The sequence below is a fragment of the Variovorax sp. dw_308 genome (assembly GCF_019207085.1).
Lineage (GTDB): Bacteria > Pseudomonadota > Gammaproteobacteria > Burkholderiales > Burkholderiaceae_C > Variovorax.
This window is the reverse complement of sequence record NZ_JAATOM010000005.1, coordinates 1-23458: the sequence shown is the minus strand read 5'-3', so window position 1 is coordinate 23458 and position 23458 is coordinate 1. Positions and strand designations below refer to the sequence as shown.

General features: G+C 67.7%; 27 protein-coding genes. 14 read left to right on the top strand and 13 right to left on the bottom strand.

Going from position 1 to position 23458, the window contains the following annotated elements; translation table 11 throughout:
• The first annotated feature begins 25 nt into the window (after positions 1-25).
• Positions 26-412: a helix-turn-helix transcriptional regulator gene (locus HCU76_RS12180; protein WP_256354151.1), complete on the top strand. Its 387-nt coding sequence runs from the start codon at positions 26-28 to the stop codon at positions 410-412.
• Positions 402-1622, top strand: coding sequence for a type II toxin-antitoxin system HipA family toxin (locus tag HCU76_RS12175; RefSeq protein WP_218509415.1), 1221 nt, complete (start codon positions 402-404; stop codon positions 1620-1622). Before HCU76_RS12180 ends, HCU76_RS12175 begins: the two co-directional genes overlap by 11 nt.
• A gap of 4 nt (positions 1623-1626) precedes the next feature.
• On the opposite strand, the gene HCU76_RS12170 is transcribed toward HCU76_RS12175, so the two are convergent.
• A complete protein-coding gene (locus HCU76_RS12170; RefSeq protein ID WP_218509414.1) occupies positions 1627-3384 on the bottom strand; it encodes a hybrid sensor histidine kinase/response regulator in 1758 nt (585 codons plus the stop codon).
• Positions 3385-3483: 99 nt separating this feature from the next.
• Between HCU76_RS12170 and HCU76_RS12165 the strand changes: the two genes are divergently transcribed.
• Both HCU76_RS12165 and HCU76_RS12160 read left to right on the top strand, forming a co-directional pair.
• Positions 3484-4710 carry a class I SAM-dependent RNA methyltransferase gene (locus tag HCU76_RS12165; protein WP_218509413.1) on the top strand — a complete coding sequence of 409 codons (1227 nt, stop codon included), beginning with the start codon at positions 3484-3486 and terminating at the stop codon, positions 4708-4710.
• A 25-nt stretch (positions 4711-4735) separates the two neighbouring features.
• Positions 4736-5128: a putative toxin-antitoxin system toxin component, PIN family gene (locus tag HCU76_RS12160; RefSeq protein ID WP_218509412.1), complete on the top strand. Its 393-nt coding sequence runs from the start codon at positions 4736-4738 to the stop codon at positions 5126-5128.
• 9 nt (positions 5129-5137) lie between these two features.
• Here the strand turns inward: HCU76_RS12160 and HCU76_RS12155 are convergent, their stop codons facing one another.
• Together HCU76_RS12155 and HCU76_RS12150 are read right to left on the bottom strand one after the other, a co-directional pair.
• Entirely contained in the window at positions 5138-6076 is a 939-nt protein-coding gene (locus tag HCU76_RS12155) for a hypothetical protein (RefSeq protein WP_256354150.1), read from the bottom strand.
• A gap of 22 nt (positions 6077-6098) precedes the next feature.
• Positions 6099-7775: an FMN-binding glutamate synthase family protein gene (locus HCU76_RS12150; RefSeq protein ID WP_218509411.1), complete on the bottom strand. Its 1677-nt coding sequence runs from the start codon at positions 7773-7775 to the stop codon at positions 6099-6101.
• 69 nt (positions 7776-7844) lie between these two features.
• Here HCU76_RS12150 and HCU76_RS12145 point away from each other — a divergent pair, with 69 nt between their 5' ends.
• Positions 7845-8627, top strand: a complete 783-nt coding sequence (locus HCU76_RS12145) for a YecA family protein (protein WP_218509410.1) — start codon at positions 7845-7847, stop codon at positions 8625-8627.
• 18 nt (positions 8628-8645) lie between these two features.
• Entirely contained in the window at positions 8646-9056 is a 411-nt protein-coding gene (locus tag HCU76_RS12140; protein ID WP_218509409.1) for a gamma-glutamylcyclotransferase family protein, read from the top strand.
• 175 nt (positions 9057-9231) lie between these two features.
• Here HCU76_RS12140 and HCU76_RS12135 read toward each other — a convergent pair whose 3' ends face one another.
• From HCU76_RS12135 to HCU76_RS12120, 4 genes are read right to left on the bottom strand one after another with little or no spacing between them, the layout of a single operon-like run.
• Positions 9232-9540, bottom strand: coding sequence for a GNAT family N-acetyltransferase (locus tag HCU76_RS12135; protein ID WP_371319803.1), 309 nt, complete (start codon positions 9538-9540; stop codon positions 9232-9234).
• A gap of 25 nt (positions 9541-9565) precedes the next feature.
• Positions 9566-10054: a nuclear transport factor 2 family protein gene (locus HCU76_RS12130; protein WP_218509408.1), complete on the bottom strand. Its 489-nt coding sequence runs from the start codon at positions 10052-10054 to the stop codon at positions 9566-9568.
• A 22-nt stretch (positions 10055-10076) separates the two neighbouring features.
• The gene (locus HCU76_RS12125; protein ID WP_218509407.1) at positions 10077-10568 is read right to left on the bottom strand and encodes a CinA family protein; all 492 of its coding nucleotides are present in this window, start codon (positions 10566-10568) and stop codon (positions 10077-10079) included.
• The gene (locus HCU76_RS12120; protein WP_218509687.1) at positions 10562-11074 is read right to left on the bottom strand and encodes a phosphatidylglycerophosphatase A; all 513 of its coding nucleotides are present in this window, start codon (positions 11072-11074) and stop codon (positions 10562-10564) included. Before HCU76_RS12120 ends, HCU76_RS12125 begins: the two co-directional genes overlap by 7 nt.
• A 212-nt stretch (positions 11075-11286) precedes the next feature.
• On the opposite strand from HCU76_RS12120, the gene HCU76_RS12115 reads away from it, so the two are divergent.
• The 3 genes from HCU76_RS12115 to HCU76_RS12105 all read left to right on the top strand — a co-directional run bounded on the left by HCU76_RS12115 (position 11287) and on the right by HCU76_RS12105 (position 12519).
• On the top strand, positions 11287-11715 hold the full coding sequence (locus tag HCU76_RS12115) for a hypothetical protein (RefSeq protein WP_218509406.1): 429 nt from the start codon (positions 11287-11289) through the stop codon (positions 11713-11715).
• A gap of 133 nt (positions 11716-11848) precedes the next feature.
• Positions 11849-12085: a DUF2281 domain-containing protein gene (locus HCU76_RS12110; RefSeq protein WP_213956002.1), complete on the top strand. Its 237-nt coding sequence runs from the start codon at positions 11849-11851 to the stop codon at positions 12083-12085.
• On the top strand, positions 12082-12519 hold the full coding sequence (locus HCU76_RS12105) for a putative toxin-antitoxin system toxin component, PIN family (protein WP_213956001.1): 438 nt from the start codon (positions 12082-12084) through the stop codon (positions 12517-12519). Before HCU76_RS12110 ends, HCU76_RS12105 begins: the two co-directional genes overlap by 4 nt.
• A 66-nt stretch (positions 12520-12585) precedes the next feature.
• On the opposite strand, the gene thiL is transcribed toward HCU76_RS12105, so the two are convergent.
• The 4 genes from thiL to apaG all read right to left on the bottom strand — a co-directional run bounded on the left by thiL (position 12586) and on the right by apaG (position 16457).
• Complete coding sequence (gene thiL / locus HCU76_RS12100; protein ID WP_218509405.1) at positions 12586-13560, bottom strand: thiamine-phosphate kinase; 975 nt, start codon at positions 13558-13560, stop codon at positions 12586-12588.
• Positions 13561-13563: 3 nt separating this feature from the next.
• Complete coding sequence (locus HCU76_RS12095) at positions 13564-14685, bottom strand: YbdK family carboxylate-amine ligase (RefSeq protein WP_218509686.1); 1122 nt, start codon at positions 14683-14685, stop codon at positions 13564-13566.
• A gap of 44 nt (positions 14686-14729) precedes the next feature.
• Positions 14730-15995 carry a cation:proton antiporter gene (locus HCU76_RS12090; protein ID WP_218628241.1) on the bottom strand — a complete coding sequence of 422 codons (1266 nt, stop codon included), beginning with the start codon at positions 15993-15995 and terminating at the stop codon, positions 14730-14732.
• Positions 15996-16061: 66 nt separating this feature from the next.
• Positions 16062-16457: a Co2+/Mg2+ efflux protein ApaG gene (gene apaG, locus HCU76_RS12085; protein WP_213955999.1), complete on the bottom strand. Its 396-nt coding sequence runs from the start codon at positions 16455-16457 to the stop codon at positions 16062-16064.
• A gap of 125 nt (positions 16458-16582) precedes the next feature.
• On the opposite strand from apaG, the gene rpe reads away from it, so the two are divergent.
• Positions 16583-17269 (top strand): ribulose-phosphate 3-epimerase, encoded by a 687-nt coding sequence (gene rpe, locus HCU76_RS12080; RefSeq protein WP_213955998.1) that lies wholly within the window; start codon positions 16583-16585, stop codon positions 17267-17269.
• 25 nt (positions 17270-17294) lie between these two features.
• On the opposite strand, the gene HCU76_RS12075 is transcribed toward rpe, so the two are convergent.
• Positions 17295-17531, bottom strand: coding sequence for a hypothetical protein (locus HCU76_RS12075; RefSeq protein WP_256354149.1), 237 nt, complete (start codon positions 17529-17531; stop codon positions 17295-17297).
• Positions 17532-17620: 89 nt separating this feature from the next.
• Here HCU76_RS12075 and HCU76_RS12070 point away from each other — a divergent pair, with 89 nt between their 5' ends.
• Together HCU76_RS12070 and HCU76_RS12065 are read left to right on the top strand one after the other, a co-directional pair.
• Entirely contained in the window at positions 17621-18601 is a 981-nt protein-coding gene (locus HCU76_RS12070; RefSeq protein WP_213955997.1) for a succinylglutamate desuccinylase/aspartoacylase family protein, read from the top strand.
• A 293-nt stretch (positions 18602-18894) separates the two neighbouring features.
• Positions 18895-19461, top strand: a complete 567-nt coding sequence (locus HCU76_RS12065; protein ID WP_213955996.1) for a hypothetical protein — start codon at positions 18895-18897, stop codon at positions 19459-19461.
• A gap of 59 nt (positions 19462-19520) precedes the next feature.
• Here the strand turns inward: HCU76_RS12065 and HCU76_RS12060 are convergent, their stop codons facing one another.
• Positions 19521-20351 carry a transglutaminase family protein gene (locus HCU76_RS12060; RefSeq protein WP_213955995.1) on the bottom strand — a complete coding sequence of 277 codons (831 nt, stop codon included), beginning with the start codon at positions 20349-20351 and terminating at the stop codon, positions 19521-19523.
• Between the two features lie 313 nt (positions 20352-20664).
• On the opposite strand from HCU76_RS12060, the gene HCU76_RS12055 reads away from it, so the two are divergent.
• Positions 20665-20817, top strand: coding sequence for a hypothetical protein (locus tag HCU76_RS12055; RefSeq protein WP_213955994.1), 153 nt, complete (start codon positions 20665-20667; stop codon positions 20815-20817).
• Between the two features lie 58 nt (positions 20818-20875).
• Entirely contained in the window at positions 20876-23068 is a 2193-nt protein-coding gene (gene katE / locus HCU76_RS12050; protein WP_218509404.1) for a catalase HPII, read from the top strand.
• Positions 23069-23458: the final 390 nt, after the last annotated feature.

Below are 23458 nucleotides of genomic sequence, written 5' to 3'. Positions count from 1 at the left end.
ATTCACCCTTTCATTGGTGCAATCGATGAAGTCATTTTTGTGGAATGCATTCAATTTTGCAACAGCGACGGTTATCGTAGCCCTTGGTGTCCTTCTTGATGGACTTGCCCGGCACTTTGTCTTGAAAATGTGCCGCATGAAGGACAAAATCCGACTCCCGATCGAGCTAGGCCAGGCAATCCACCGTGCGCGCAAGGAGGGCCGCCTCAAAGCAACCGACATTGCATCGCGCTCCGGCCGCGCGCGCAACGTAATCTACCGCCTGGAGCGAGGGGAAGACATCACCCTCGCCTCCCTCTTCGACATCCTCCGCGCCATGGACCTGACGATCCGCCTGGAGCGCCTGGGCATGCCGACGCTGGAGGAAGTCACCGAACGCTTCGGTCATGAGGATGACGACGATGCTTCCTGAAAAGATCAGGCAGCTCGAAGTCGAGATCGCCGACGTTCCAGCCGGACAGTTGCTCAAGCACTCGGTCTACGAGTTCCGCTATCTCGACATCCGGGCGGAGCAGCCCGCAGTCGCGCTGCTCATGCCGCCGACCCGTCCGACGTACCATGACCGCGACTTCTTCGCGGTCATGGATCAGAACCTTCCGGAGGGTGACCTGTACCTGCGTCTGCGGGCGATGTTTCCCAAGCAGCAACTCACGCCGATGCACCTGCTCGCAGTGATCGGGTCCAACGGCATCGGGCGGCTGGGCTTTCGGCTGGCGGGGATGGAGCCGCCAGCGGCGCCACATGTCATCGACCGCAAGACGCTGCTCGCCACCCGCTACACGCCCGAGGTGTTCGACGAACTGGTGCGGGCCTACCTGCGCACGGGCGCCGGCATTGCCGGCATGCAGCCGAAGGTCATGGTGCCGGATCGGGTGACCGTTCCAGTGCCCACGATCATCGTGAAGGCCGCCGCACCGTCCTATCCGGGCCTTGCGGCGAACGAGTTCATGTGCCTGTCGGCCGCGGGCCACGCCGGGATCGAGACGCCTACCTTCGACCTCTCGGACGACGGGCAACTGCTGCTCGTGGACCGGTTCGACATCGCGGCGGACGGCTCCCGGATCGGTTTCGAGGACATCGCCGCGCTGATGAATCTTCGGGTGCGCGACATCCAGTCCGACCGGAAGTACCACGGGAGCTACCAGCGCATCGCCGAGCTGATGCAGTACCTCCAGCTGCCCAGTGAAAACCTGGCGCGCTTCTTCGAGCAGGTGGCGCTCAGCATCATGGTGCGCAACGGGGATGGCCACCTCAAGAACTACGGCCTGCTCTACACCTCGACGTCGGATTGCCGCCTGGCGCCGATGTTCGACGTGGTGACCACCGCGATCTACCGCTACACGCGCTATGCAGGCGGGCCCGAGCTCGAGGACCGTACCCTGGCGCTCAAGCTCTTCGCCGGCAAGGGCCACACGAAGGCTTACCCGACGACGGAGGAGTTGCTGCGCTTCGGCAGCAAGGTCTGCGGCGTCGCGAAGCCCGAACTCGTTCTCGCGCGCGTCGCCCAGGGGATGCAGAAGACGCTGGATCAGGCGACCAGCGACCAGCGAATCCCGAAGGACTTGCTAGAAAAGATCCGGGACATATGGGCCGACGGCATGACCTACGCCAAGTCGCCGTAGCCCCTCACGCCTGCGCCGCCGCCAACACCGCCCGCAACTCCCCCGCCTGCACCGGCTTGCGCAACGCATGCCACCCCCGCTGCCGCGCCAACCGCTGCGTCACCGGCTCGATATCCGCCGACACCAGCGCAATCGTCAGATCCGGCCGCTGGGTCTGCAGGAGGTCCGCCAGGGCCACCCCATCCAGGTCCCCCGGCAGCCGGATGTCGCACAGCGCCACGTCGATCGCGTCCAGGTCGGCCAGCGCCAGCGCCTCGGACGCATTGGCATACACGCGCGGCTCGGCTTTCCAGTGGCGCAGCAGCGCCGCGATGCTGTCGGCCACCACGGTGTTGTCTTCCACCACCAGCACCGCCATGCCGGGGCGCAGCGGCAGCATGTGGGCGGCGTTGGTTTCGGTGCCGATGGCCTCTGGCAGCACCAGGTCGGCCGGCGCCGCTTCCAGATCGAAGCCGAAAACCGATCCACGCCCCGGCGCCGAGCGCAGCGTGACCACGAAGCCCAGCCGATCGGCCAGCCGGCGCACGATGGCCAGGCCCAGCCCGTGCCCGCGCTGCAGGTTGCGCTCCACGTTGCCGATCTGCTCGAAGTCGCCGAACACGCGCTGCTGCATGTCCGGCGCGATGCCGATGCCGTTGTCGCGCACTTCCACGCGCCACGTCGCAGCAGTGCGGCCGCGCCGCACCGCCAGCAGCACGCGGCCCTGCGGCGCGAACTTGAGGGCGTTGTCGGTCAGGTTGCCGAGCACGCGGCGCAGCGCCACGGCGTCGGTCCAGGCCAGCGCGCTGGCGGGGCAGCGCACCCGCACGCGCGTGGAGTGGCGGGCCAGTTCGCGCAGCATCGGGCCGAGTGCGATCGGGCCGGGCTTGAGCGGGTCGGCCGCGGCCTCGATGCGGCCGATCTCGAGGAGCTGGTTGGTCAGTCCCTCCAGCGCCTGCTGCGCCTGGGACAGGGCGATCACGGTCTGCGCCACGACGTGCTTGGGCGTGTCGGTCTCGAGTTGCTGGCGCAGCACCTCGGCCTGCAGGCCGATCGCCATGACCGGCTGGCGCAGGTCATGGTTGGCGGCGGAGAAGAAGCGCAGCCGCTCGGCCTGCGCATGCTCCGATTCGCGCAGCCCGGTCTGGGCCTGCTCGCGCAGCGTGCTCTCCTCATGGCGCCGCATGATGTTTTCTTCCAGGTGGCGCGAGCGGTCGGTGACCAGCTTCCACACCATCACCATCAGGCCCACGCCGAGCAATGACGCCGTGCGCATCACCGGGGAGCCGAAGATCAGCCCCATCGCGATGAGGGGCGCCAGCAGCAGCGTGATGGCCAGCCGCATCGCCGGCGTGTAGTACGACACCGAGAACGCCGACGACAGCGTCATGGCCATGATGACGGTGGCAAGCAACAGTTGCTCCACCGGCTCCCTGGGGTTGAACAGCAGCACGCCGGCGGCGCCGTGCGCGGCCTCGTGCATCGCGATGCGCCAGGTGTGGACCCGCAGCGCGCCCGGCAGGTTCTCCGGCGTGAGCGGGGTCGGCGGATGCTGCGGGAAGAAGCCACGCACCGCCGTCGTGAAGCCGACCAGCGCCAGCCACATCATCGCGGGCGTGAATGCGTATTGCCAGGCGAACAGCATGGCCACGCCGCAGTCCAGCAGGAACTGCACGACCAGCGCCGGACCGGTGGGTTGCGCGCTCAGGCGCAGCACCTCGCACTGCACGGCGAAGCGTGAAGCCGGCGGCGCGGCGTTGTCGGGCGCGGACGTGGAACTCATGGGAGAAAGCAGGGACTATAGAGGGCCCCGCACCCCGGCCCGGGCCCCCATGCGCGCTACACCTTCTGTCTGACTTGCGCCGGGGGCGACAATGGCAGCGTGAACGATCTATCCCTATTCCTGCCCTGCGCCGCCGGCGTGGAAGACTTCCTGGCGCAGGAGGTCCATGCGCTGACCGGCCGCGTCGGCGAAGACCTGCTCACCCTGCGCGGCGGCGTGCGCGTGCGTGCCGGCTGGCGCGACGCGATGCTGCTCAACCTGCACAGCCGCCTGGCGCAGCGCGTGCTGGTCGAACTGGCCCATGCGCCGTACCGCAACGAGAACGACCTCTACGGCATCGCCAGCGGCGTGGCCTGGGAGATCTGGTTCACGCCGAAGCAGACCTTCAAGATCGAGACCACGGCGCAGCACAGTCCGCTCCAGAGCCTGAACTTCGCGACGCTGCGCATCAAGGACGCGATCGCCGACCGCTTCCGCGCCAAGGCCAACGGCGTGCGCCCGAGCATCGAGACCCAGTGGCCCGACGTGCGCGTGTTCGCCCACCTCACCACCGATGCCTGCACGCTCTACATCGACACCAGCGGCGAGCCCCTGTTCAAGCGCGGCTGGCGCCAGGACAAGGGCGACGCGCCGCTGAAGGAAACGCTGGCCGCCGCCATGCTGGCCGCGAGCGGGTGGTGGAACCCGGAGACGGGGGCGGTGTCCGGTGCAGCGCTGTACGACCCGTGCTGCGGCAGCGGAACCATCGCCATCGAGGCGGCGCAGATCGCGCGCGGCATTCCGGCCGGGTCGCTGCGGCGCTTCGGCTTCGAGAAGCTGCTGCCGTTCCAGGCGCACGTCTGGAGTTCTGTCAGGAGCGAAGTGGCCGCGCCGGATGGGGCGGGCGCCGTGACGGTGTTCGGCAGCGACGTGTCGCACCGGATGGTCGACTTCGCCGAGAGGAATGCGGAGCGCGCCGGGGTGGCGGATGCGATCGAGTTCCGTGGCGGCGATGCATTGCAGCGCATGCCGCCGGCCGAGGGTGGCGTGATCGTGCTCAACCCGCCGTATGGCGAGCGCATCGAAGTCGGTGGCGTGGCGCGCATCGGCGCACGCGAGCAGGCGGCGACCGAGGATGGCGGCGAGTTCTTCTCGCAACTGGCCACGCACTGGAAGAAGAACTACGCCGGCTGGACCGCCTGGGTGCTGACGCCCGACCTCAAGCTGCCGCAGCGCATGCGGCTGAAGGAATCGCGCCGCGTGCCGATGTGGAATGGGCCGATCGAGTGCCGGCTGTTCAAGTTCAGCATGGTGGCCGGGTCGGCGCGCGCCAAGCCGGCCGCCTGAAGGTCCTTCGCGCCAAGCCCATCGAATGACCATCGTCATCGACACCAACATCGCGCTCGATCTGCTGGTCTTCGGCGACCCGGCCAGCGAGCCGCTGCAGGCCGCGCTCGATGCCGGCGAACTGCGCTGGCTCGCGACGCCCGCGATGCGCGACGAACTGGCGCGGGTGCTGGGCTATCCGCAGATCGTGCCTCGGCTCGCGTACTACCGGCGCACGCCAGATGCCGTCCTGGCCGACTTCGACCGCCTCGCGCAACGCGTGGAGCCCGCGCCGCGTGCCAGTGTGGTCTGCAAGGATCCGGACGACCAGATGTTCATCGACCTGGCCGTGGCGCACCGCGCGCCGCTGCGCAGCAAGGACAGGCTGGTGCTGGCGCTGCGCAAGCGTCTGGCGGCGCTGGGCGTGGAGGTGTCGTAGCCGCTGCCGCTATCGCTTGGACAGCGGCGCCGACATCGTGGTGGTCGGATCGAAGTTGGGGGAATACCAGCGCGACATGAGACGGGCCACGGCGCGCACGCGCTGGGTGTCGCGGCCCCAGCGCCGGTTGGCGGGCAGGTGGCGCAGCCAGCGCATGCGTCGCGCGGCAATGGCGAGGCGTTCGCGCACTTCGTCGCTGGCGTCGGCCAGTACGGCATGCCACTGGCCCCCGGCGCCGTGCGGGGAGGCCGCATGCAGCAGCGCCGCCGTGGAGTGCAGGTAGCTGAGCCAGTCACGCACCTGGCATTCGGCCAGCGCCAGCGATTCGCCGGGGTCGTCCTCGAAGTCGATGTAGCCGATGGTGCCGTCGGGGCAGTACATCAGGTTGCGTGCAAAGGCTTGGCTCAGGTAGGCGCCGCGCGCATGCACCAGCGCGATGGCATCGAGCCCTTCGCGCCACACCTTCAGCAACGCGACGGGGCCCACCGCGGCGGCCTGGTCGAGCCGCTCGTTCAGCACGATGGGCGCCAGGTTGCCCTCGCCCAGGTCGGAGATCAGCACGCCGCCGGCCTGGCGCGCCAGCACGGTGGGCACGCGCAGGCCCAATTCACCGAGCGCACCCAGTCGGCGCGCCTCGATCTCGATGGCCGCCTCGCCGCCCGGGTTGGGCACCGGCGTGAGCACGTCGAGCCGGAACGCCTTCGCGACGGCGGCGAGCAGGTGATAGCGCCACATGGCATGGCGCGGGCCGGCCTTCTTCAGCCACACGCGCTGCGTGCCGAAGCGGTGCCGGGATACGCCGCTGGCCTGCCGCGGCAGCGTGGCCGCCAGGAAGGCGGCGTAGTCGCCGGCCGGCGGCGGCGCCAATGCGTCGAGCGGCGCGGGCGCGGAGGCGTTGCCCTTGCGGGCCTGGATTCGGTTGGCGCGGCTTCGCAGCGGATTCATCATTGGATCAGGACGCAGGCAACTTTCAGGCCGCGGCGGCGGGCGCCATCTCCTGCGCGCTGTCGACGACCGGCAGGCGGGCCGTGTTCATCCGCGGCTGGAAGCTGTCGGCGCTGGCCAGCGGCCAATAGGTGCGGAAGACGTTGTGCTGGTTGTCCAGCGGGCCGAGCAGGGCGCCCGGCTGCACCTGCATGATGAGGTTCGACAGCAGTCGCACCTCGGTGTCGGAGATGCGCCGCACGATGTGGTGCGCGGTGATCTGCTGCGGATGGTCGAGCCCGGCGGCCTGCACCAGTTCCTGCAGCGCATGCAGCGTGCTGCGATGGAAGTTGCGCACGCGGTCGGCCTTGGTGTCCACCACCAGCGCCTTCTGCCGCTGCGGGTCCTGCGTGGTGACGCCGGTCGGGCAATGGCCGGTATGGCAGGTCTGCGCCTGGATGCAGCCCAGCGACATCATGAAGCCGCGCGCCGCGTTGCACCAGTCGGCGCCGAGCGCCATCATGCGGGCCACGTCGAAGGCCGAGATCACCTTGCCGGCGCAGCCGAGCTTGATGCGCTCGCGCAGGTTCACGCCCACCAGCGTGTTGTGCACCAGCAGCAGGCCCTCCTGCAGCGGCGCGCCGACGTGGTCGGTGAACTCCACGGGTGCGGCGCCGGTGCCGCCCTCGGCCCCGTCGACCACGATGAAGTCCGGCGTGATGCCGCTCTGCTGCATCGCCTTGACGATGCCGAACCATTCCCACGGATGGCCCAGGCAGAACTTGAAGCCGGTCGGCTTGCCGCCCGACAGTTCGCGCAGCCGCGCGATGAACCGCATCATTTCCAGCGGCGTGGTGAAGGCGCTGTGCGACGAAGGCGAGATGCAGTCCACGCCGATCGGCACGCCGCGCGCCGCCGCGATCTCGGCCGTGACCTTGGGGCCGGGCAGCACGCCGCCGTGGCCCGGCTTGGCGCCCTGGCTGAGCTTGATCTCGATCATGCGCACCTGCGGGTCGGCGGCGGCCTTGATGAAGCGCTCCTCGCTGAAGCTGCCGTCCTCGTTGCGGCAGCCGAAGTAGCCGGAGCCGATCTCCCAGATCAGGTCGCCGCCGTGCACGCGATGGTGCCGCGAGATGGAGCCTTCGCCGGTGTCGTGGGCGAAGCCGCCCATCTTCGCGCCCTGGTTCAGCGCCATGATCGCGTTTGCCGACAGCGCGCCGAAGCTCATCGCCGAGATGTTGAACACGCTGGCGCTGTAGGGCTGCGCGCAGTCGGCGCCGATGGTGATGCGGAAGTCGTGGTTCGCGAGTTTGGTCGGCCGCATCGAATGGTTGATCCACTCGTAGCCCGCGATGGTCACGTTGAGCTGCGTGCCGAAGGGCCTGTTGTCCGGGTCGCCCTTGGCGCGCTGGTACACCAGCGAGCGCTGCGCGCGCGAAAAAGGCATGGCCTCGGCGTCGCTCTCGATGAAGTACTGCCGCACCTCGGGCCGGACGTATTCGAACAGGAAGCGCAAATGACCGATGACGGGGTAATTGCGCAGGATGGCGTGGCGCGTCTGCCGCACGTCGTGCACGCCGGTGGCGGTGAGGGCGGCGAAGGCCGCCGTTCCGATCCAGCCGCGCCAGAGCCACGGCCACAGCAGCAGGCATGCCAGGCTGGCCAGCAGGCCGAGGACACACAGCGCGAAGGCGGTGTATCGGGTCGGTATCGGAGATGTCATGGGAATTGCAATGATGGCCTCGGCCGGTCGACGCGTGTTGCATCATAGAGGGCTCTTTTTTGCGCCACCATGACTACCAGCAACGACACCCCCTCCACCGGCGCCACGGCGGCGCCGCTCACCCCCGACGATTTCGACGTGCTGGACCGCGAACTCGACCTCATGCGCGAGGCCGACGACGAGGTTCCGCAGTGGGAATTCTGCGAGGGCTTCATGGCGGCGCTGATCTGCTCGCGCCGCCCGATTCCGCCCGATGAGTACTGGCCCGTGCTGCTCGGCGACGAATTCAAACCGGCCAAGTACATGGAATTCGTCTGGCACTGGAAGCGGCGCTGGCAGGAGATCGAGCAAGGCCTGGACGCGCCGGTCGAATCGCTCGATGACGAGCGCACCTACCAGCCCGAGGTGCTGGATGTGCGCGGCGCCCTGGCCTCGCTGCCCGAGGAGGAACGCGCCGAATCGGCCGGCGAGGCGATCCCTTCCTTTGCGCAGGTGTGGGCGCTCGGCTTCATGTACGCGGTCGAGAACTGGCCCAAGGACTGGGCCGCGCCGCGCGACAAGGAAGCCGCCGGCATGCTCGACGACGCGCTGGACTGCATCGTCGAACTCACCGAGGACGACAAGGCCGCGCCCACCATCTCGATGTTCAGCGAGACCGCCCCGCCCAGCCTGAGCCAGCAGCGCCTGGACGATTTCGGTGCCGCGATCTGGGCGGTGTACGACCTGCGCCAGCTCTGGAAAAGCATGGGCCCGCGCGTGGAGACCATCCGCAAGGAGCCGACGCCGGGGCGCAACGATCCGTGTCCCTGCGGGAGTGGGAAGAAGTACAAGAAGTGCCACGGGGCGGGTTGAGGCGTGGCGCGTGTCTTCGTGTTCGGCACGCTGAAGCAGGGATTCCCGAATTTCGCGACCAACGAGGGTCGGCGCATTGCCGGCGAGTTCGTCACGGTGGAGAGTTATCCGCTGTACCTGGTGGGCGAGCGGCATTCGCCCTGGATGATCGATCTGCCGGGCCAGGGGCATCGGGTGGCGGGGCAGTTGTTCGAGGTGGATGAAGGCGCGCTGGCGCGCATGGATGCGCTTGAGCGCATCACCGAGCCGGATGGCTATCGGCGGCTGCGCATCGGGGTCGTGAAGCGCGGTGACGAGGACGGCGAATCTGTCGAGGCGTTCGTGTACCTGCAGCCGACGATGCCTCGGGCGGAGGACATTCGGCTTGGGCCGCTGGAGGACTACTCGCTGGCGCATGCGAGCCTCTATCGCAGCCGCCCGGCGGCTTGAGCAGGGCGGTATTGGATCAACGGCCGTCGAATTCGGACTTGGCCGTACGCGAAGGACGCGAAGGTTTCGCGAAGGACGCGAAAGAAACCCCGAAGAGATTTTTTTTGAATTTTTCGCGTCCTTCGCGTACCTTCGCGCCCTTCGCGTACGGTCAAGTCCGATCCCGATCTCGCATTCAGATCTTGAAAGCCCTGCGCATGTCCGCGCGCACCAGGTCGGCATAGTCGGGATGCTTGCGGATGTAGCCGGCGATGAACTGGCACACCGGGATCACATGCAGGCCCTGCGCCCGCGCATCGTCGAGCACGTGGCGCGCGATGGCCGAGCCCACGCCCTTGCCCTCGAAAGCCTCCAGCACCTCGGTGTGGGTGAACATGATGGCTTCGCGCAGCAGGTTGTATTCGCAGTAGCCCGCCAGCGCGCCCTCGATCGTGGCCTCGTAGCGGTGCTGGGCGGTGTCGTTCTTGATCGCGATGTCGGTCATGGTCATGCCTTTGGAGTGGAATCGGTCAGCCGCCGCGCGCCTGGAACAGGGCGAGGTTGGCCGCGGCGGTCGCGCGCACCTTGTTGCGCAGCATCGGCGACCAGCCCATCAGCAGGCCGGGCAAGCCGAGCGCCTGGCGCGCCCAGGTCCAGAACGCGAAGCTGTCGGTGTGCGTGGCGATCCTGCCGTCGGGCGTGAAGCTCATGCGGGCGTCGATGCTGTTGTCCACCGTGCGGCCGGTGGCGCTGAACAGGTAATGCGCGTCCCAGTGCGCGCGGCCGGTGTTGCCATCGGCGGCCACGTCGCGGTACGTGAGGCGCCACACCTGCGCGCCCTTGGCCCGGGTGGCGCTGCACAGCATCTTCCACATGCCGCCGATCTCGCGCGCGCCGTTCAGCGAGAACACCTCGTCGTTGAACACGGCGTCGGGCGCATAGCAGGCGGCCATGGTGTCGGCATCGAGCTTTGCGAAAGCGTCGTAGAAGCGGCGGATGGTTTCCTCGTTGCGTGACATGGGGCAGGGCTCCTTTACAGGGTCAACGTGGGGATTGCAGCAGCGCCACCAGGGTCTCGATGGCGTGCTGCACCGTGGCTGCGCGGATCGCCGCGCGGCCGCCGTCGAACAGGCGCCGTTCGGTCCGCACGATGCCGTCCACCGACCAGCCGAACCAGACGGTGCCCACCGGCTTGGCCTCGGTGCCACCGGTCGGCCCGGCGACGCCGGTGACCGCGACCGACACCTGTGCATGGGAGCGCGCCACCGCGCCGGCGGCCATCGCGCCGGCCACCGGCTCGCTGACCGCGCCATGCGCGACGATGAGCGCCAGGTCGACGCCGAGCAACTCGATCTTGGCGTCGTTGGAATAGCAGACGAGGCCGCGCTCGAACCAGGCGGAGGAGCCCGAGAGGTCGGTGCAGGCGCCGGCGATCAGGCCGCCGGTGCAGCTTTCCGCAGTGGCCAGCATCAGGCCCCGGGCCACCATGAGCTCGGCCAGCCGCGGCAGCAGTTCTTCGGTGCGGCTCACCATGCGCGCACCGCCGCGATCACCAGCAAGGTGCAGAAGGCCGCCACCAGGTCGTCCAGGATGATGCCGAAGCCGGCGCGCCACCAGTTGGGCTCGGCCGCGCCGCCCTGCTTGAACAGACCGTCCGCCCAGGCCACTGGGCCGGGCTTGGCTGCATCGAAGACGCGGAACAGCACGAAGGCGACGAGCTGTCCGATGAAGCCGGTGGGCATCACCACCCACAGGATGATCCAGAACGCGACCACCTCGTCCCACACGATGCTGCCGGGGTCGGCGATGTTCATGTGCCGGGCCGTCACGGTGCAGGCCCACCAGCCGATGGGCAGCGAGGCCAGGATGACCCAGCCGATGGCGGCCTCGCCCAGCCAGCGCTGCATCAGCAGGTAGACGGCCCAGGCCCACAAGGTGCCGAAGGTGCCGGGCGCGATGCGCGGCAGGCCGGAGCCGAAGCCGAGCGCGATCCAGTGCGCCGGGTGCGACGCCATGAAGCGCAAGGTCGGCCGTCGCATCGCCATGCGAAGCGGCGGTGCGCGCATGCCGTGGGAGATTTCCGGTGGATGGGGGTCGGTCATTTCTGGAAAGGAGGGTGATCGGTCCGGCGGGCGTCCAATGAGACTCGGGTTGCGCATTTTGACCATGTAGGCGGCAATGCGTCCTGCACAATCCGCGGCGCGGGTCACGGGTCAGTCCGGGTCCGGAACAACAAATACAGGGAGTGGGTATGGAAGGCAGCTTCGTGGCGGCCGTGGGGAGCTATCCGACCGCGATTTTCACCGCGCTGCTCGGTGTCGTGCTGATCTACTGGCTATTGGGCATGCTCGGCATCGTCGGGTTCGGGGATGCACGGCTGGGTGTTCCCACGCAACTGCATGGCGACGGCGATGCGGACCCCGACAGCGGCTCGCTCGCCAACGGCCTCGTGGCGCTGGGCCTCGATGGGGTGCCGTTCTCCGTCGTCGTCAGCCTGTTGGTACTGATGTCCTGGATGGTGTCCTGCCTGGTCGGCATGTGGGTGCTGCCGCTGGCGCCGATGGAGCCGATCCATACGATGGGCGGCATCCTGGCTTTCATGGCGAGCCTCGCGCTCGGGTTGCAACTCACGATATGGCTCGTGTCGCCGCTGCGGGGGGTGTTTGCGCGGCAGGGGTGACAGGGCTCGGCGCCAAGCCCGTTGCGGGGCTTCGCCAAGGTGACTGCGTCACAGGGTTGTGCGGGTTTGACCAAACCTGCGGTACAACCTCGGCAGCAACCCAGCAGCGCTGGTGCGTATATAGGAACGAACCATGACCGCCCTTGAATCCCGCTTGATCGAACGCCTGAAGAAGTTGCCGCCCGGCCGCGTGGCCGAGGTGGTGGACTTTGTCGAGTTCCTCGCCGCCCGCGAAGAACGCACTGCCGCTGCTGCACGCCTGGGCGACACTTTCGCCAAGATAGACGCCCTGGGCTTGCCGCCGCTGTCCGAGGATGAGATCGAGGCCGAGGTCCAGGCCGATCGCCAGACCCGCCGCGAAGGCGCTTGAACGGCGCCGCATCGATGCGTTTTGTCATCGACACCAACCTGATTGTCTCGGGCGTCATCTCCTCCGGCCTGCCGCGTCAACTGCTGGATGCCGCGCGAGCGGGAGAGTTCGAGCTATGTACCAGCGAAGCCCTGCTGGCCGAGCTGCAACGCGTGCTCGGGCGCGCAAAGTTCTTCAATCGGCTGGCCGGCCAAACGCCCGAGAGCATCATCGCCGACCTGCGACTGCTGGCCCACGTGGTCGCCCCCATCAGCGTACCGCGCGTGGTGCCCACCGACCCGGACGACGACCAGGTGCTGGCCGCGGCGCTGGCCGGCGCCGCAGACCTCATCGCCTCGGGCGATCAGCGCGACCTGCTGCCGCTCGTCAGCTACGAAGGCATTCCGATCGTCACAGCCCGTCAGGCGTGGGAACGCTTGGCACTGCAGACCTGATTCGGGGCGCGTCGCCGCTTCCCCGCCTGGCGCAGCTCTGCGCGAATCGCGAAGCCCGCAGCCCACTCACCCGAAGTGATCGAAGCCCGCGAAGCGCTGCGCCAACGGCGCGCCATGGGCATCCACCACGCGGATGCCCGGCGTGGGCTCCACCGTGCCGATGCGGGTGACGGCAGTGTGGCTCGCGCGGCCTGCCTGCTCGACGGCGTCGCGTGCGTCGGGCCGCGCGGTGAAGGCCAGTTCGTAGTCGTCGCCGCCGGAGAGCGCGCAGGTGCGCAGGGTCTCCAGCGCGAGGCCGGATTCCGCGTGGGACGGCATGCGCCGGGCCGCGACCAGGTCCGTGGCGGCATCGGCGTCGATGCGGGCGCCGACGCGGCTGGCCAGCAGGATATGAACCAGGTCGCCGAGCAGCCCGTCGCTGACGTCGATCGCCGCCGTGGCCACGCCCCGCAGCGCCAGGCCCAGCGCCACGCGCGGGGTCGGCTGTTCCATGCGCAGGCGCGCATGCTTGAGCATCGGCGCTGGCAGCGACAGCGTGCCGCGGAATGCCTCCAGCGCCAGCCGCGCATCGCCCAGCGTGCCGCTGACCCAGATGTCGTCGCCGGCCCGCGCGCCAGAGCGCAGCAAGGCCGCGCCGGCCGGCACCTCGCCGAACACGGTGATGCAGATGTTGAGCGGCCCGCGCGTGGTATCGCCGCCGATGAGTTCGCAACCGTGTTCATCGGCCAGCGCCAGCAGCCCGCGCGAGAAGCCCGCCAGCCAGGCTTCGTCCGCCGTCGGCATCGACAGCGCCAGCGTGAAAGCCAGCGGCATCGCGCCGCAGGCGGCCAGGTCGCTGAGGTTCACCGCCAGCGCCTTGTGGCCCAGGCGCGCGGGCTCGACGGTCGAGAGGAAGTGACGGCCCTCCACCAGCATGTCGGACGACACGGCCAGTTGCATGCCGGGCGCGGTCGCCAGCAGCGCGCAGTCGTCGCCGACGCCCAGCGCCGCGCGCTTCACCGGCCGGGTGAAGTACTTGGCGATGAGGTCGAATTCGCCCATGTATCACACGGCGCCACGGAAGCGCAACGCGCCCTGCCGGACCACCTCGGCCAGCAGGCGTTCCTTGCCCTGCCGCTCGCGCAACCAGCGCGCATCGTTCTGGCCGGCATCGACGTCGCGGCGCAGGCGCGCCAGCGATTCGGTCGCGTTCAGGGCCTCGCTGTGCCATTCGAGCTGCGTCATGGTCATGAGGATATGTTCGCGCAGCGGCATGTGCTCGCCGCTGGCCGGGTCCACGTACACCGCGTCGAGTCCGAAGCGGCAGGCCTGGAAGCGGTTGTAGGTGTAGACGAGGTAGTCGTCCTCGGTCGGCGTGAAGGGTTGCTCCTGCAGGAACCATGCCGCGAGCGACTGCACGTAGCCCGCCAGGTCGGCCGCGCGCTCCACCGTGAGCGGGGTGTCGAACACGCGGATCTCGATGGTGCCGAATTCCGGCTTGGGCCGGATGTCCCAGTAGAAGTCCTTCATGCTGCGCACCACGCCGGTCCGCGTCATGCGCTCGAAGTAGGCCTCGAATTCCTTCCAGGTCAGCGCGAAGGGAGCCCGGCCCGACAGCGGAAAGGCGAACACCGAGTTGAGCCGCGCCGAGTCGAACTGCGTGTCCTGCCCCTGCACGAAGGGCGAGGAAGCCGACAGCGCGATGAAATGCGGTATGTAGCGCGACATGCGGTGCAGCATCAGCAGCGCCGAATCGGCATCGGGGCAGCCGATGTGGACGTGCTGGCCGAAGATGGTGAACTGCTTGCTCAGGTAGCCGTACAGCTCGGACAGCTCCCGAAACCGCGGCTTGTCGTAGATGCGGCGCTCGTGCCACTGCTGGAACGCATGCGTACCGCCGCCAACCACGGCAATGTTGAGCTTGTCGGCGCTCTTGACCAGCGCATCGCGGATCGGCGTGAGCTGCGCGATCACGTCCTTGGCCGAGTGGCAGATGTCGGTCGAGATCTCGATCATGCTCGAGGTCATCTCCGGCACCACGCTGCCGGGCAGCGGCGTGTGCGCCATCAGGCGCAGCATGTCCTCGGCATAGGGCGCGAGGTCGTAGTCGTGGGTGTTGACCAGTTGCAACTCGAGCTCGACGCCCAGCGACAAGGCCTCCGACTTGTTGAACGGTTCCAGCGGCACGACGCGCGACATCGGCATCACGGTGGACATGTTCTGCTTGATGCTCACGACTGGTTGTCCTCCGTGGTGCTGAAGGCCTCGGGCGTCCAGGGCACGGAGCTTTCGCCGGCCAGGTGGATGGCGATGGTGACGATCACCGCGCCGGAGACTTCCATGAGCAGAATCGTCGGCAGCGCGGTCTGCGTGATCAGCACGCCGAGCAGCGGCGATGCGGTGACGAAGTTCGATGCAATCAGCAGCGCGATGGACGACAGCGGCGCCATCGCACCGCCCACCCAGAGGGCCTGCTTCCAGTTCGTGCCGCTGCCCGGATTGCCCAGCGAGACGCCGACCACCTTGGCCACGCCGCGCGCCGCGATCAGCGCCAGCACCAGGCCGGCCACCGGCAGGTTCCAGTCGGCTTGCGCCGCCACGATCGACACCAGCACGAACATCAGCATCGTCAGCAGCGAGGCTGCGGTCCCCAGCTGGCTCGGCCACGACCACGGGCGCGGATTGAGCTGCTTGAGCATGATGCCGCCGATGAGCGCGGCCAGCGGCGCGGAGCCGCCCATGTGCGCCGACACGGCCGTGCCGGCGGCGATCAGCGCCAGCATCAGGATCGAGGTGTTCTCGCTGGTCGGGCTCATCACGCGCAAGGCCGTGCGCATGGCCAGCGCCACGGCCGCGCCCATGGCGAAGGACATGCCCAGCACCACCAGCACCGGATAGATGCGCTCGGTGATGGCGCTGGGGGCGCGCTCGATCAGCCCGGCCTGCGCATAGCCCAGCGTGACGGCATAGAAGGTGTTGAGCGTGGAGAGCGTCAGCGCGCGGTCGGTCACCGGGCCGGAGGCGCGCGTGTCCATGACAACGCGCGAGAGCACGGCGGGCGAGGCCACGATGGCCATCAGCGCCAGCGCATTGGCCACCGGGCCCGGCACGTCGAGCCAGACCAGCACCCAGTAGACGGCGAAATAGGTCAACGTGGACTCGATCACGCTCTGCACCAGCACCATCGGGTTGTGGCGGAACCAGCGCAGCGGCAGGCGGCCGCCGGCCTCGAACAGCACGATGGCCACGCCCAGCTCGACCATGAACAGCCCCACGCCCTGCAGCGGCCATACCGCGCCCTCGAAGCCGGCCAGCCCGACCAGCGTGCCGACCATCGAGTAGCCCACCACCTTCGGCATGCCGATGTAGCGCTGCACCAGATGGCCCGCCGCCGCGGTCACCGCGATCAGCAGCGACCACAGCACCGTCGGCAAACCGGCGGAAGGTCGGACCCAGTCGGCCCAGAAATTCGTCAATTCGTTGATGAAGGAGGACATGCGTGAATCAACAACGGGAACCATGTAGTCGCGCGAGGCGACGGGTGCGGAAAGAGACCGGGCCTGCTAGTGCAGCACGCGCGACACAGGCCTGCCGCCGAAGTCGGCTTCCAGCATGACCATCGCGATCGGGGCATCGAAGCGGTCGCCGTGTTCCGACACCATGAAAAAACTGCCGTGCATGGTGCCACTCGGCGTCTTGAGCCGGCAACCGCTGGAATACCGGAACGAGGTGCCGGGCGCGATCAGCGGTTGCTGGCCGATCACCCCCAGGCCCTTCACCTCCTGCACGTTGCCGGCGGAATCGCTGAAGTACCAGTGCCGCGAGATCAGCTGCGTGGCGACCTGGCCGTTGTTGGTGACCGTCACGGCATACGAGAAGGTGTAGATGTTCTCTTCCGGCGAAGACTGCTCGGACAGGTAGCGAGGTTCGATCTCGACGGTGATCGGGTGGGTTGACATGGGGCGCATGGTAACGGACGAGGCTGCCGGGCCCAGGGCGCCGGGCTGCGCCCGACCCGTGCCTTGTGGGGACGAGTCGAAAGCCCCATCGACTGGAGGCAAAAGGCTTTGCGACAATCGCGGCCATGAGCCAAACCTACCGCATCGCGCCCTCGATCCTCTCCGCCGACTTCGCGCGGCTCGGCGAGGAAGTCCGCAACGTCGTGGCCGCCGGCGCCGACTGGATCCATTTCGACGTGATGGACAACCACTACGTGCCGAACCTGACCTTCGGCCCGATGGTCTGCCAAGCGCTCAAGCCGCACGCCATGACGCCCGACGGCACGCCCGTGCCCATCGACGTGCACCTGATGATCCAGCCCGTCGATGCGCTGGCCGCGGCCTTCGCGCAAGCGGGCGCTGACTTCATCAGCTTCCACCCCGACGCGTCGCCGCACATGCACCGCAGCATCCAGGCCATCAAGGCGGCCGGCTGCAAGGCCGGGCTGGTGTTCAACCCGGGCCTGGGCCTGGAAGCCCTCGAATACGCGATCGACGACATCGACCTGGTGCTGATCATGAGCGTCAACCCGGGCTTCGGCGGCCAGAGCTTCATCGATTCGGCGCTGCGCAAGATCGAGCAGGCGCGCAAGCTGATCGACCAGGCGGGGCGCGACATCCGGCTGGAAGTCGACGGCGGCATCAAGGCCGACAACATCGCGCGGGTGGCCAGCGCGGGTGCGGACACCTTCGTGGCGGGCAGCGCGATCTTTGGGGCGAAGGACTATGCAGGGGTGATTGCGGCGATGCGGGGCGAGTTGGCCAAAGGCTGATGCAGACCGTCGTTGCGCCGCCTGCCTACCGCTTGACCTTCTCGTTGTAGACCCGGTCCGTCACCGGCCCGCGGTCGGTGTCGACCTTGCCGGTCTCGATGTCTTCCAGCGCCTGGCGCCCGACCTCGGGTGCGCCGCCGTCGACGTTCTGCTGGCTCTCCGACGACTGGTCGCGCTCATGCGGCAGCTTGGGGGCGGATTCGCCATCCTGCGCGATCTTCGTCTTGCCGCGTTCGCGGGTTGTCTTGCTCTGGGTGGCCATGTGTGCTCCTTCGTTGCATTGAGCTTGTGCCACGGCGCGCCGCAATGGGGGGTAGGAGCCGCGGGCGCTCGGTTGTAGGATGCCTCGCGATGTCCACGCCCATGCCCGAACCCACTATCGAATCCGACGCCATCCGCATCCACGCCTTCGCCGCGCTCGAGCCGGGGCCGCGGCTCATCGTGGTGGGCGGCGTGCATGGCGACGAGACCTGCGGCACCGTGGGCATCGAGCGCATGCGCGCGGAACTGGATGAAGGCAGCGTGCAACTGCTGCGCGGCACGCTGACGATGGTGCCGGTGGCCAATCCGCTGGCGCGCCGGCTGCTGCGGCGCGAAGGCGAGCGCAACCTCAACCGCCTCTTCCAGCCCACGCCCGAGGGCGAAGAGCCAGCCGACTACGAAGCCCGCCTCACCGACGTGCTGTGCCCCCTGCTGGACCAGCACGACGTGCTGCTCGACCTGCATTCGTTCCAGAGCGCGGGCGATGCCTTCGCGATGATCGGCCCGCGCAACAACGACGGCACGCTGGAGCCCTTCGCGCGCGCGGAGGAAGAAGGCCGGCTCGCATTGCAACTGGGCACGACGCGCGTGGTCGAGGGCTGGCTCGACATCTACGCGGCCGGACTGCAGCAGCGCAACCCAGGTGAGCCGCTCGACGTCGCGGCGCTGGCCTACGGCTGGGGCACCAACGAATACATGCGCAGCCGCGGCGGCTACGGCGTCACGCTCGAATGCGGCCAGCATGAAGACCCGGCCGCGCCCGAAGTCGCCTACCAGGCCATCCACGCGGCCTTGCGCTTGCTTGGCATGGTGTCCGAGCCCGCGCCGGAGCGCGAGCCGCCGGTGCTGCTGCGCCTGGTCAGCGTCACCGACCGCCTCGACGATGAAGACCAGTTTGCCCGCGAATGGGCCACTTTCGATCCGGTGGCGGCCGGCGAAGTCATCGGCATGCGCGCCGACGGCGCCGTGCTGAAGGCCGACCGCGATGGCTTCATCGTGTTCCCGAACCCGGAAGCCACGGCCGGCACCGAGTGGTTCTACTTCGCAGTGACGAGCGACCGCAGGCTGTAGAGGACGAAATCCACGGGGCGGGGCCTTGTGGATTGGGGGGCGTGCGAAATGAGCTGGCGTAGCTGGTTGATGAAAACGGTTGCGGTCTTGCATGCCCGCGGTGTACTGTTGTCGTAACCGTTCCGTGCTGGTCAGGCTTGGCGAGCGCAAATTGCAATGCGCCTGATCGTGCGGTCAAGCAGATCGCTGTCCGGCGTTCGCATGCCTTGCTTGTTGGGGTTCAGGATATGCCGCTTCAGAACCGTGTTGATCCCTGGGGCCAGTTGCACGTTCACCCCGCGAGGGTGTCTACCGTGATGGGAAACCGCGGCATCCTGCATGACGCGGAACGAAAGGTCGTCAAGCACTGGACAGGCAAAGCCTGGGTTGCATGTGATCCGTCATTCAAGGCAATCGACCGGAAGCCGCTGTTCCAGCCCCGACGGTATTCGGAACTTTTCTTCCTGGATGAAGCGACCGCCTACGCTGCGGGGCACCGACCATGCGCCTACTGTCAGCGCGAGCGATTCAATGCCTTCAAGTCTGCATGGTCCGTGGCGCATGCCGCGGGGAACGCGGCAACGACCTTTTCGATCAAGGACGTGGATGCAAGTCTCCATGAGGACCGCGTTGCGCGAGGTGGCGCAAAAGTCACCTACACAGCGTCGCTGCGTGATCTGCCCGAAGGAGCGATCTTCGAGGTTGACGGAGTTGCCTTCCTGCAAAACCGGGGAAGGCTGTTCAAGTGGTCGTTCACGGGTTATTCACTGGCACAGGCGCTTCCGGGCAGCGCGTCAGTCAATGTCCTGACGCCCAGGTCCGTCGTAAAGCTCTTTGCCGCGGGACTGCCCGCGCGCGTTCATGCAAGCGCGAGCGTCTGAATGCGGCATGTTCCTGGTCTTGGTCGCTTGTGCGGCAGAAGCCGACGCTGCTGCCCGAGTCACGCAGCCATTTCCAGGAACACTTCCTCAGTCGTCACCTCGAAGCGCTGCAGCGTGTTGGCCCCAAACACCATCGTGATCGGCACGTCGGCCGCGTCGCGTCCGCGGGCGATCACCACGCGGCCGATGCGCGGCGTGTTGTGGCGCGCGTCGAAGGTGTACCAGCGGTCGCCGAGCCACACCTCGAACCAGGCGCTGAAGTCCATCGGATAGGGCACCGGCGGCACGCCGATGTCGCCGAGGTAGCCCGTCACGTAGCGCGCCGGGATGTTCATGCAGCGGCACAGGGTGATGGCGAGGTGCGTGAAGTCGCGGCACACGCCGTAGCCCTCGCGGTAGCCGTCCAGCGCCGTGCGCGTGGCGCGGGCGCGCTGGTAGTCGAACTGCAGGTGGTTGTGCACCCAGTCGCAGATGGCCTGCACGCGGTGCCAACCGGGCATCGTGTTGCCGAACTGGCTCCAGGCGAAAGGCAGCAACTCGCTGTCGACCTCGCAATAACGGCTGGGCAGCACGTACATCAGCGTGGGCACCGGAAGATCCGCTTCAGCGCACTGCTGCGCACCATAGTTGACCGGATCGGCCCAGCCCGTGTCGTACACCACGGCCTGGTTGCGCAGGCGCACGCTGTTGATGCCATGCGGCACCTGCACGCGCGCGCAGTGGTTGTCGAAGGCGTCGAGGTAGTGGTCGGTGCGCAGGGGCGGGCTGAGCGTGATGTTCTCGTGGCCGATGACGTCGCCCTCGCGCGAGGGGTGGACCTGCAGCATGTAGATCAATGCCGTGGGCGCGCTGACGCCGATCTCGATGTCGTAGCCGATCTGGATGTGCATGACGCTTCCCTGTGTAGGTGGTGCAGGAGGGCGCATGCACGATTGATGCCGGCCCCGGATGCGTCCCATCGTAGTCGGGTGCGCGGCGCGGTGCGGGGGCAACTGCGCCCGAGTTCGCGTAGGCGGCCCGCGCGTGCGCGTCGGCCCTCTCCTACCCGCTTCGCCTCGGCGTGCTGACAAGGTGCGACGCCGGCCCACTACGGTGCATGGACTCACTTGCCTTGAACATTGCTGTTCGCTCGCAGACCGCGCCGGGCTGCTGCGGTTTGCGAATCCTTTCCGATCGATTGTTCAACCTCCACGGGAGCATTTCATGGAGCTTTCTGCATTGCTGGATGGCCTGGGTGGCGGGTGGGTGGACGATGCGCTGGTGTGGGTCGTGGCCTTCCTGGCCGCACTCGTGGGCGCGGTGGCCTTTGTCAACGTCGTCGACCTGTTCCTGGATTCCGACGCCGAAGCCGGCTGATCCGTTTTTTTTTCTTCGTGCCGCGGGGCACGTCGTTCTCCCAATCTGAAGGTTCTTCATGACGCCACAAAACAAGGCCGCCAGCGGTCGTCGCCCCAAGGCCTCCGCTTCCGCCAGCGATCCGGCCAATGGCAAGCAGGAGCAACTCGCGGCCTATACGGCAGAGCCCGTGGCGCAGCTCACCACCAACCAGGGCCTGCAGATCCCCGACAACCACAACTCGCTGAAAGCGGGCGTGCGCGGCCCCACGCTGCTGGAAGACTTCATCCTGCGCGAGAAGATCACGCACTTCGACCATGAGCGCATCCCGGAGCGCGTGGTGCATGCGCGCGGCTCGGCGGCGCATGGCTACTTCCAGGTCTACAAGTCGATGTCGCAGTTCACCTGCGCCGACTTCCTGCAGGACCCGCAGCAGAAGACGCCCGTTTTCGTGCGTTTCTCGACCGTCGCCGGCGGTGCAGGTTCGGCCGACACGGTGCGCGACGTGCGCGGCTTCTCGGTCAAGTTCTACACGCGCGAAGGCAACTACGACCTGGTGGGCAACAACATCCCGGTGTTCTTCATCCAGGACGCGATGAAGTTCCCCGACCTGATCCATGCGGTCAAGCCGGAGCCGCACCATGCCATGCCGCAGGCCGCCAGCGCGCACGACACCTTCTGGGACTTCGCCTCACTGATGCCGGAGAGCACCCACATGCTGATGTGGGCCATGAGCGACCGCGCCATCCCGCGCAGCCTGCGCATGATGGAAGGCTTTGGCGTGCACACCTTCCGCTTCGTCAATGCGAGCGGCGAGTCGCACTTCGTCAAGTTCCACTGGAAGCCGAAGCTCGGCATCCACGGCCTGGCCTGGGACGAGGCGCAGAAGATCGCCGGCAAGGATGCGGACTTCCATCGGCGCGACCTGTGGGAAGCCATCGACAACGGCGACTTCCCCGAATGGGAACTGGGCGTGCAGATGATTCCGCAGGACAAGGAACATTCGCTCGGCTTCGACCTGCTCGACCCGACCAAGCTCATCCCCGAGGAACTGGTGCCGGTGCAGAAGATCGGCAAGCTGGTGCTCAACCGCAACCCGGACAACTTCTTCGCGGAGACCGAGCAGGTCGCGTTCCATCCGGGCCACGTGGTGCCGGGCATCGACTTCACCAACGACCCGCTGCTGCAGGGCCGCCTGTTCTCGTACACCGACACGCAGATCTCGCGCCTGGGGGGCGCCAACTTCCACGAGCTGCCGATCAACAAGGGCGTGTGCCCCTTCCACAACTTCCAGCGCGACGGCATGCACCGCCAGACCATCGCGCGCGGGCAGGTCGCGTACGAACCCAACTCGCTCGGCAACGGCCAGGAGTTCCGTGTCGATGGCGGCAGCAAGGGCTTCCAGTCCTTCCCCGAAGAGATCGACCCGCCCAAGGTGCGCCGGCGCAGCCCGTCATTCGACGACCACTTCACACAGGCGCGCCTGTTCTTCAACAGCCAGAGCGCCCCCGAGAAGGAACACATCATCGCGGCCTTCCGCTTCGAGCTCTCCAAGCTGGAAGTGCCGGCCATTCGCCAGCGCATGGTGGACAACCTTGCGCACGTCGACGAGAAGCTCGCACGTCGCGTGGCCGAGCCGCTGGGCATCGGCGCCCCGGACGCCAAGGCCGCGGCGGGTCGCGCAGGCTATCGCGACTTCAAGATCAACATGGCCGTCGAGGAATCGCCGGCACTCAGCATGGCCGGCACCGGCGACGGCTCGGTGCGCACGCGCAAGGTGGCGATCCTGGTGGCCGACGGTGTCGATTCCGCGTCGCTGAAGCCGATCCGCGAAGCCATCGAGCATGCCGGCGCGCAATGCAAGGTGGTGGGCCCGCGGCTGGGCAGCGTGACGAGCGCATCGAAGCGGCAGATCGACATCGACGCGACCTTCATCAACATGCCCTCGGTGATGTTCGACGCGGTGCTGGTACCTGCCGGCAAGGAAGGCGCCGACGCGCTGGCGCGCAACGGCGACGCGGTGCACTTCGTGCTGGAGGCCTACAAGCATTGCAAGGCGATCTGCACGGTGGGCGAAGGCGTCGCGCTGCTGGCTTCGCTGGGCATCGGGCCCGACACGGAAGCGCCGCCTGCGGGTGTCGTGGTGGCCGCGACGCCGGTCAACAACCTCGGCGACAACACGGCGGCGCAGGAAGTGGGGCAGGCCTTCATCGCCGCGATTGCCAGGCACCGGCACTGGGACCGGGCCAACGTGGATGCGGTGCCGGCGTAGCCCTTCCCGGCTGCGTTACCCGTGATTTCCTCCCGATTGATTAAGCCTTATGCGGTATGGCTTATTGCGAATAGCGGTGTCATCGACCCCCTCCTAGACTTTGCCGACGAGGTCTGAGAGGCGCGCACTTCTGCGGCGTCGTCTGCGCGCGTAGCGAGCGCGCGGCTGCAGATCGCGCCTGGGGGTCCAATGAATTGGTTCTCGAGACATTCGCGGCATCGCACACAACATGAACAACGCCGGTCCTGGTGGGCCGCACCGATGGTGGCCACGGCACTGCTCGGCATGCCCTGGGCCACGGCGCAAACCCCGCGTCCGGCCACGCGCGATGCCGAGGCCATCGCCGCCCAGCAGGAGAAGGCCCGCCTCGCCGACACCGACACCATCCTC

What these genes read in the sequence shown, in the direction of transcription:
- katE (WP_218509404.1), top strand. Translation starts at nt 20,876, where the DNA reads ATGACGCCACAAAACAAGGCCGCCAGCGGTCGTCGCCCCAAGGCCTCC.
- HCU76_RS12155 (WP_256354150.1), bottom strand. Translation starts at nt 6,076, where the DNA reads ATGATGAATCCGCTGCGAAGCCGCGCCAACCGAATCCAGGCCCGCAAG.
- HCU76_RS12055 (WP_213955994.1), top strand. Translation starts at nt 20,665, where the DNA reads ATGGAGCTTTCTGCATTGCTGGATGGCCTGGGTGGCGGGTGGGTGGAC.
- HCU76_RS12130 (WP_218509408.1), bottom strand. Translation starts at nt 10,054, where the DNA reads ATGTCACGCAACGAGGAAACCATCCGCCGCTTCTACGACGCTTTCGCA.
- rpe (WP_213955998.1), top strand. Translation starts at nt 16,583, where the DNA reads ATGAGCCAAACCTACCGCATCGCGCCCTCGATCCTCTCCGCCGACTTC.
- HCU76_RS12135 (WP_371319803.1), bottom strand. Translation starts at nt 9,540, where the DNA reads ATGACCGACATCGCGATCAAGAACGACACCGCCCAGCACCGCTACGAG.
- thiL (WP_218509405.1), bottom strand. Translation starts at nt 13,560, where the DNA reads ATGGGCGAATTCGACCTCATCGCCAAGTACTTCACCCGGCCGGTGAAG.
- HCU76_RS12170 (WP_218509414.1), bottom strand. Translation starts at nt 3,384, where the DNA reads ATGAGTTCCACGTCCGCGCCCGACAACGCCGCGCCGCCGGCTTCACGC.
- HCU76_RS12180 (WP_256354151.1), top strand. Translation starts at nt 26, where the DNA reads ATGAAGTCATTTTTGTGGAATGCATTCAATTTTGCAACAGCGACGGTT.
- HCU76_RS12120 (WP_218509687.1), bottom strand. Translation starts at nt 11,074, where the DNA reads ATGCGACGGCCGACCTTGCGCTTCATGGCGTCGCACCCGGCGCACTGG.
- apaG (WP_213955999.1), bottom strand. Translation starts at nt 16,457, where the DNA reads ATGTCAACCCACCCGATCACCGTCGAGATCGAACCTCGCTACCTGTCC.
- HCU76_RS12110 (WP_213956002.1), top strand. Translation starts at nt 11,849, where the DNA reads ATGACCGCCCTTGAATCCCGCTTGATCGAACGCCTGAAGAAGTTGCCG.
- HCU76_RS12115 (WP_218509406.1), top strand. Translation starts at nt 11,287, where the DNA reads ATGGAAGGCAGCTTCGTGGCGGCCGTGGGGAGCTATCCGACCGCGATT.
- HCU76_RS12145 (WP_218509410.1), top strand. Translation starts at nt 7,845, where the DNA reads ATGACTACCAGCAACGACACCCCCTCCACCGGCGCCACGGCGGCGCCG.
- HCU76_RS12090 (WP_218628241.1), bottom strand. Translation starts at nt 15,995, where the DNA reads ATGTCCTCCTTCATCAACGAATTGACGAATTTCTGGGCCGACTGGGTC.
- HCU76_RS12175 (WP_218509415.1), top strand. Translation starts at nt 402, where the DNA reads ATGCTTCCTGAAAAGATCAGGCAGCTCGAAGTCGAGATCGCCGACGTT.
- HCU76_RS12075 (WP_256354149.1), bottom strand. Translation starts at nt 17,531, where the DNA reads ATGGCCACCCAGAGCAAGACAACCCGCGAACGCGGCAAGACGAAGATC.
- HCU76_RS12150 (WP_218509411.1), bottom strand. Translation starts at nt 7,775, where the DNA reads ATGACATCTCCGATACCGACCCGATACACCGCCTTCGCGCTGTGTGTC.
- HCU76_RS12060 (WP_213955995.1), bottom strand. Translation starts at nt 20,351, where the DNA reads ATGCACATCCAGATCGGCTACGACATCGAGATCGGCGTCAGCGCGCCC.
- HCU76_RS12160 (WP_218509412.1), top strand. Translation starts at nt 4,736, where the DNA reads ATGACCATCGTCATCGACACCAACATCGCGCTCGATCTGCTGGTCTTC.
- HCU76_RS12125 (WP_218509407.1), bottom strand. Translation starts at nt 10,568, where the DNA reads ATGGTGAGCCGCACCGAAGAACTGCTGCCGCGGCTGGCCGAGCTCATG.
- HCU76_RS12070 (WP_213955997.1), top strand. Translation starts at nt 17,621, where the DNA reads ATGTCCACGCCCATGCCCGAACCCACTATCGAATCCGACGCCATCCGC.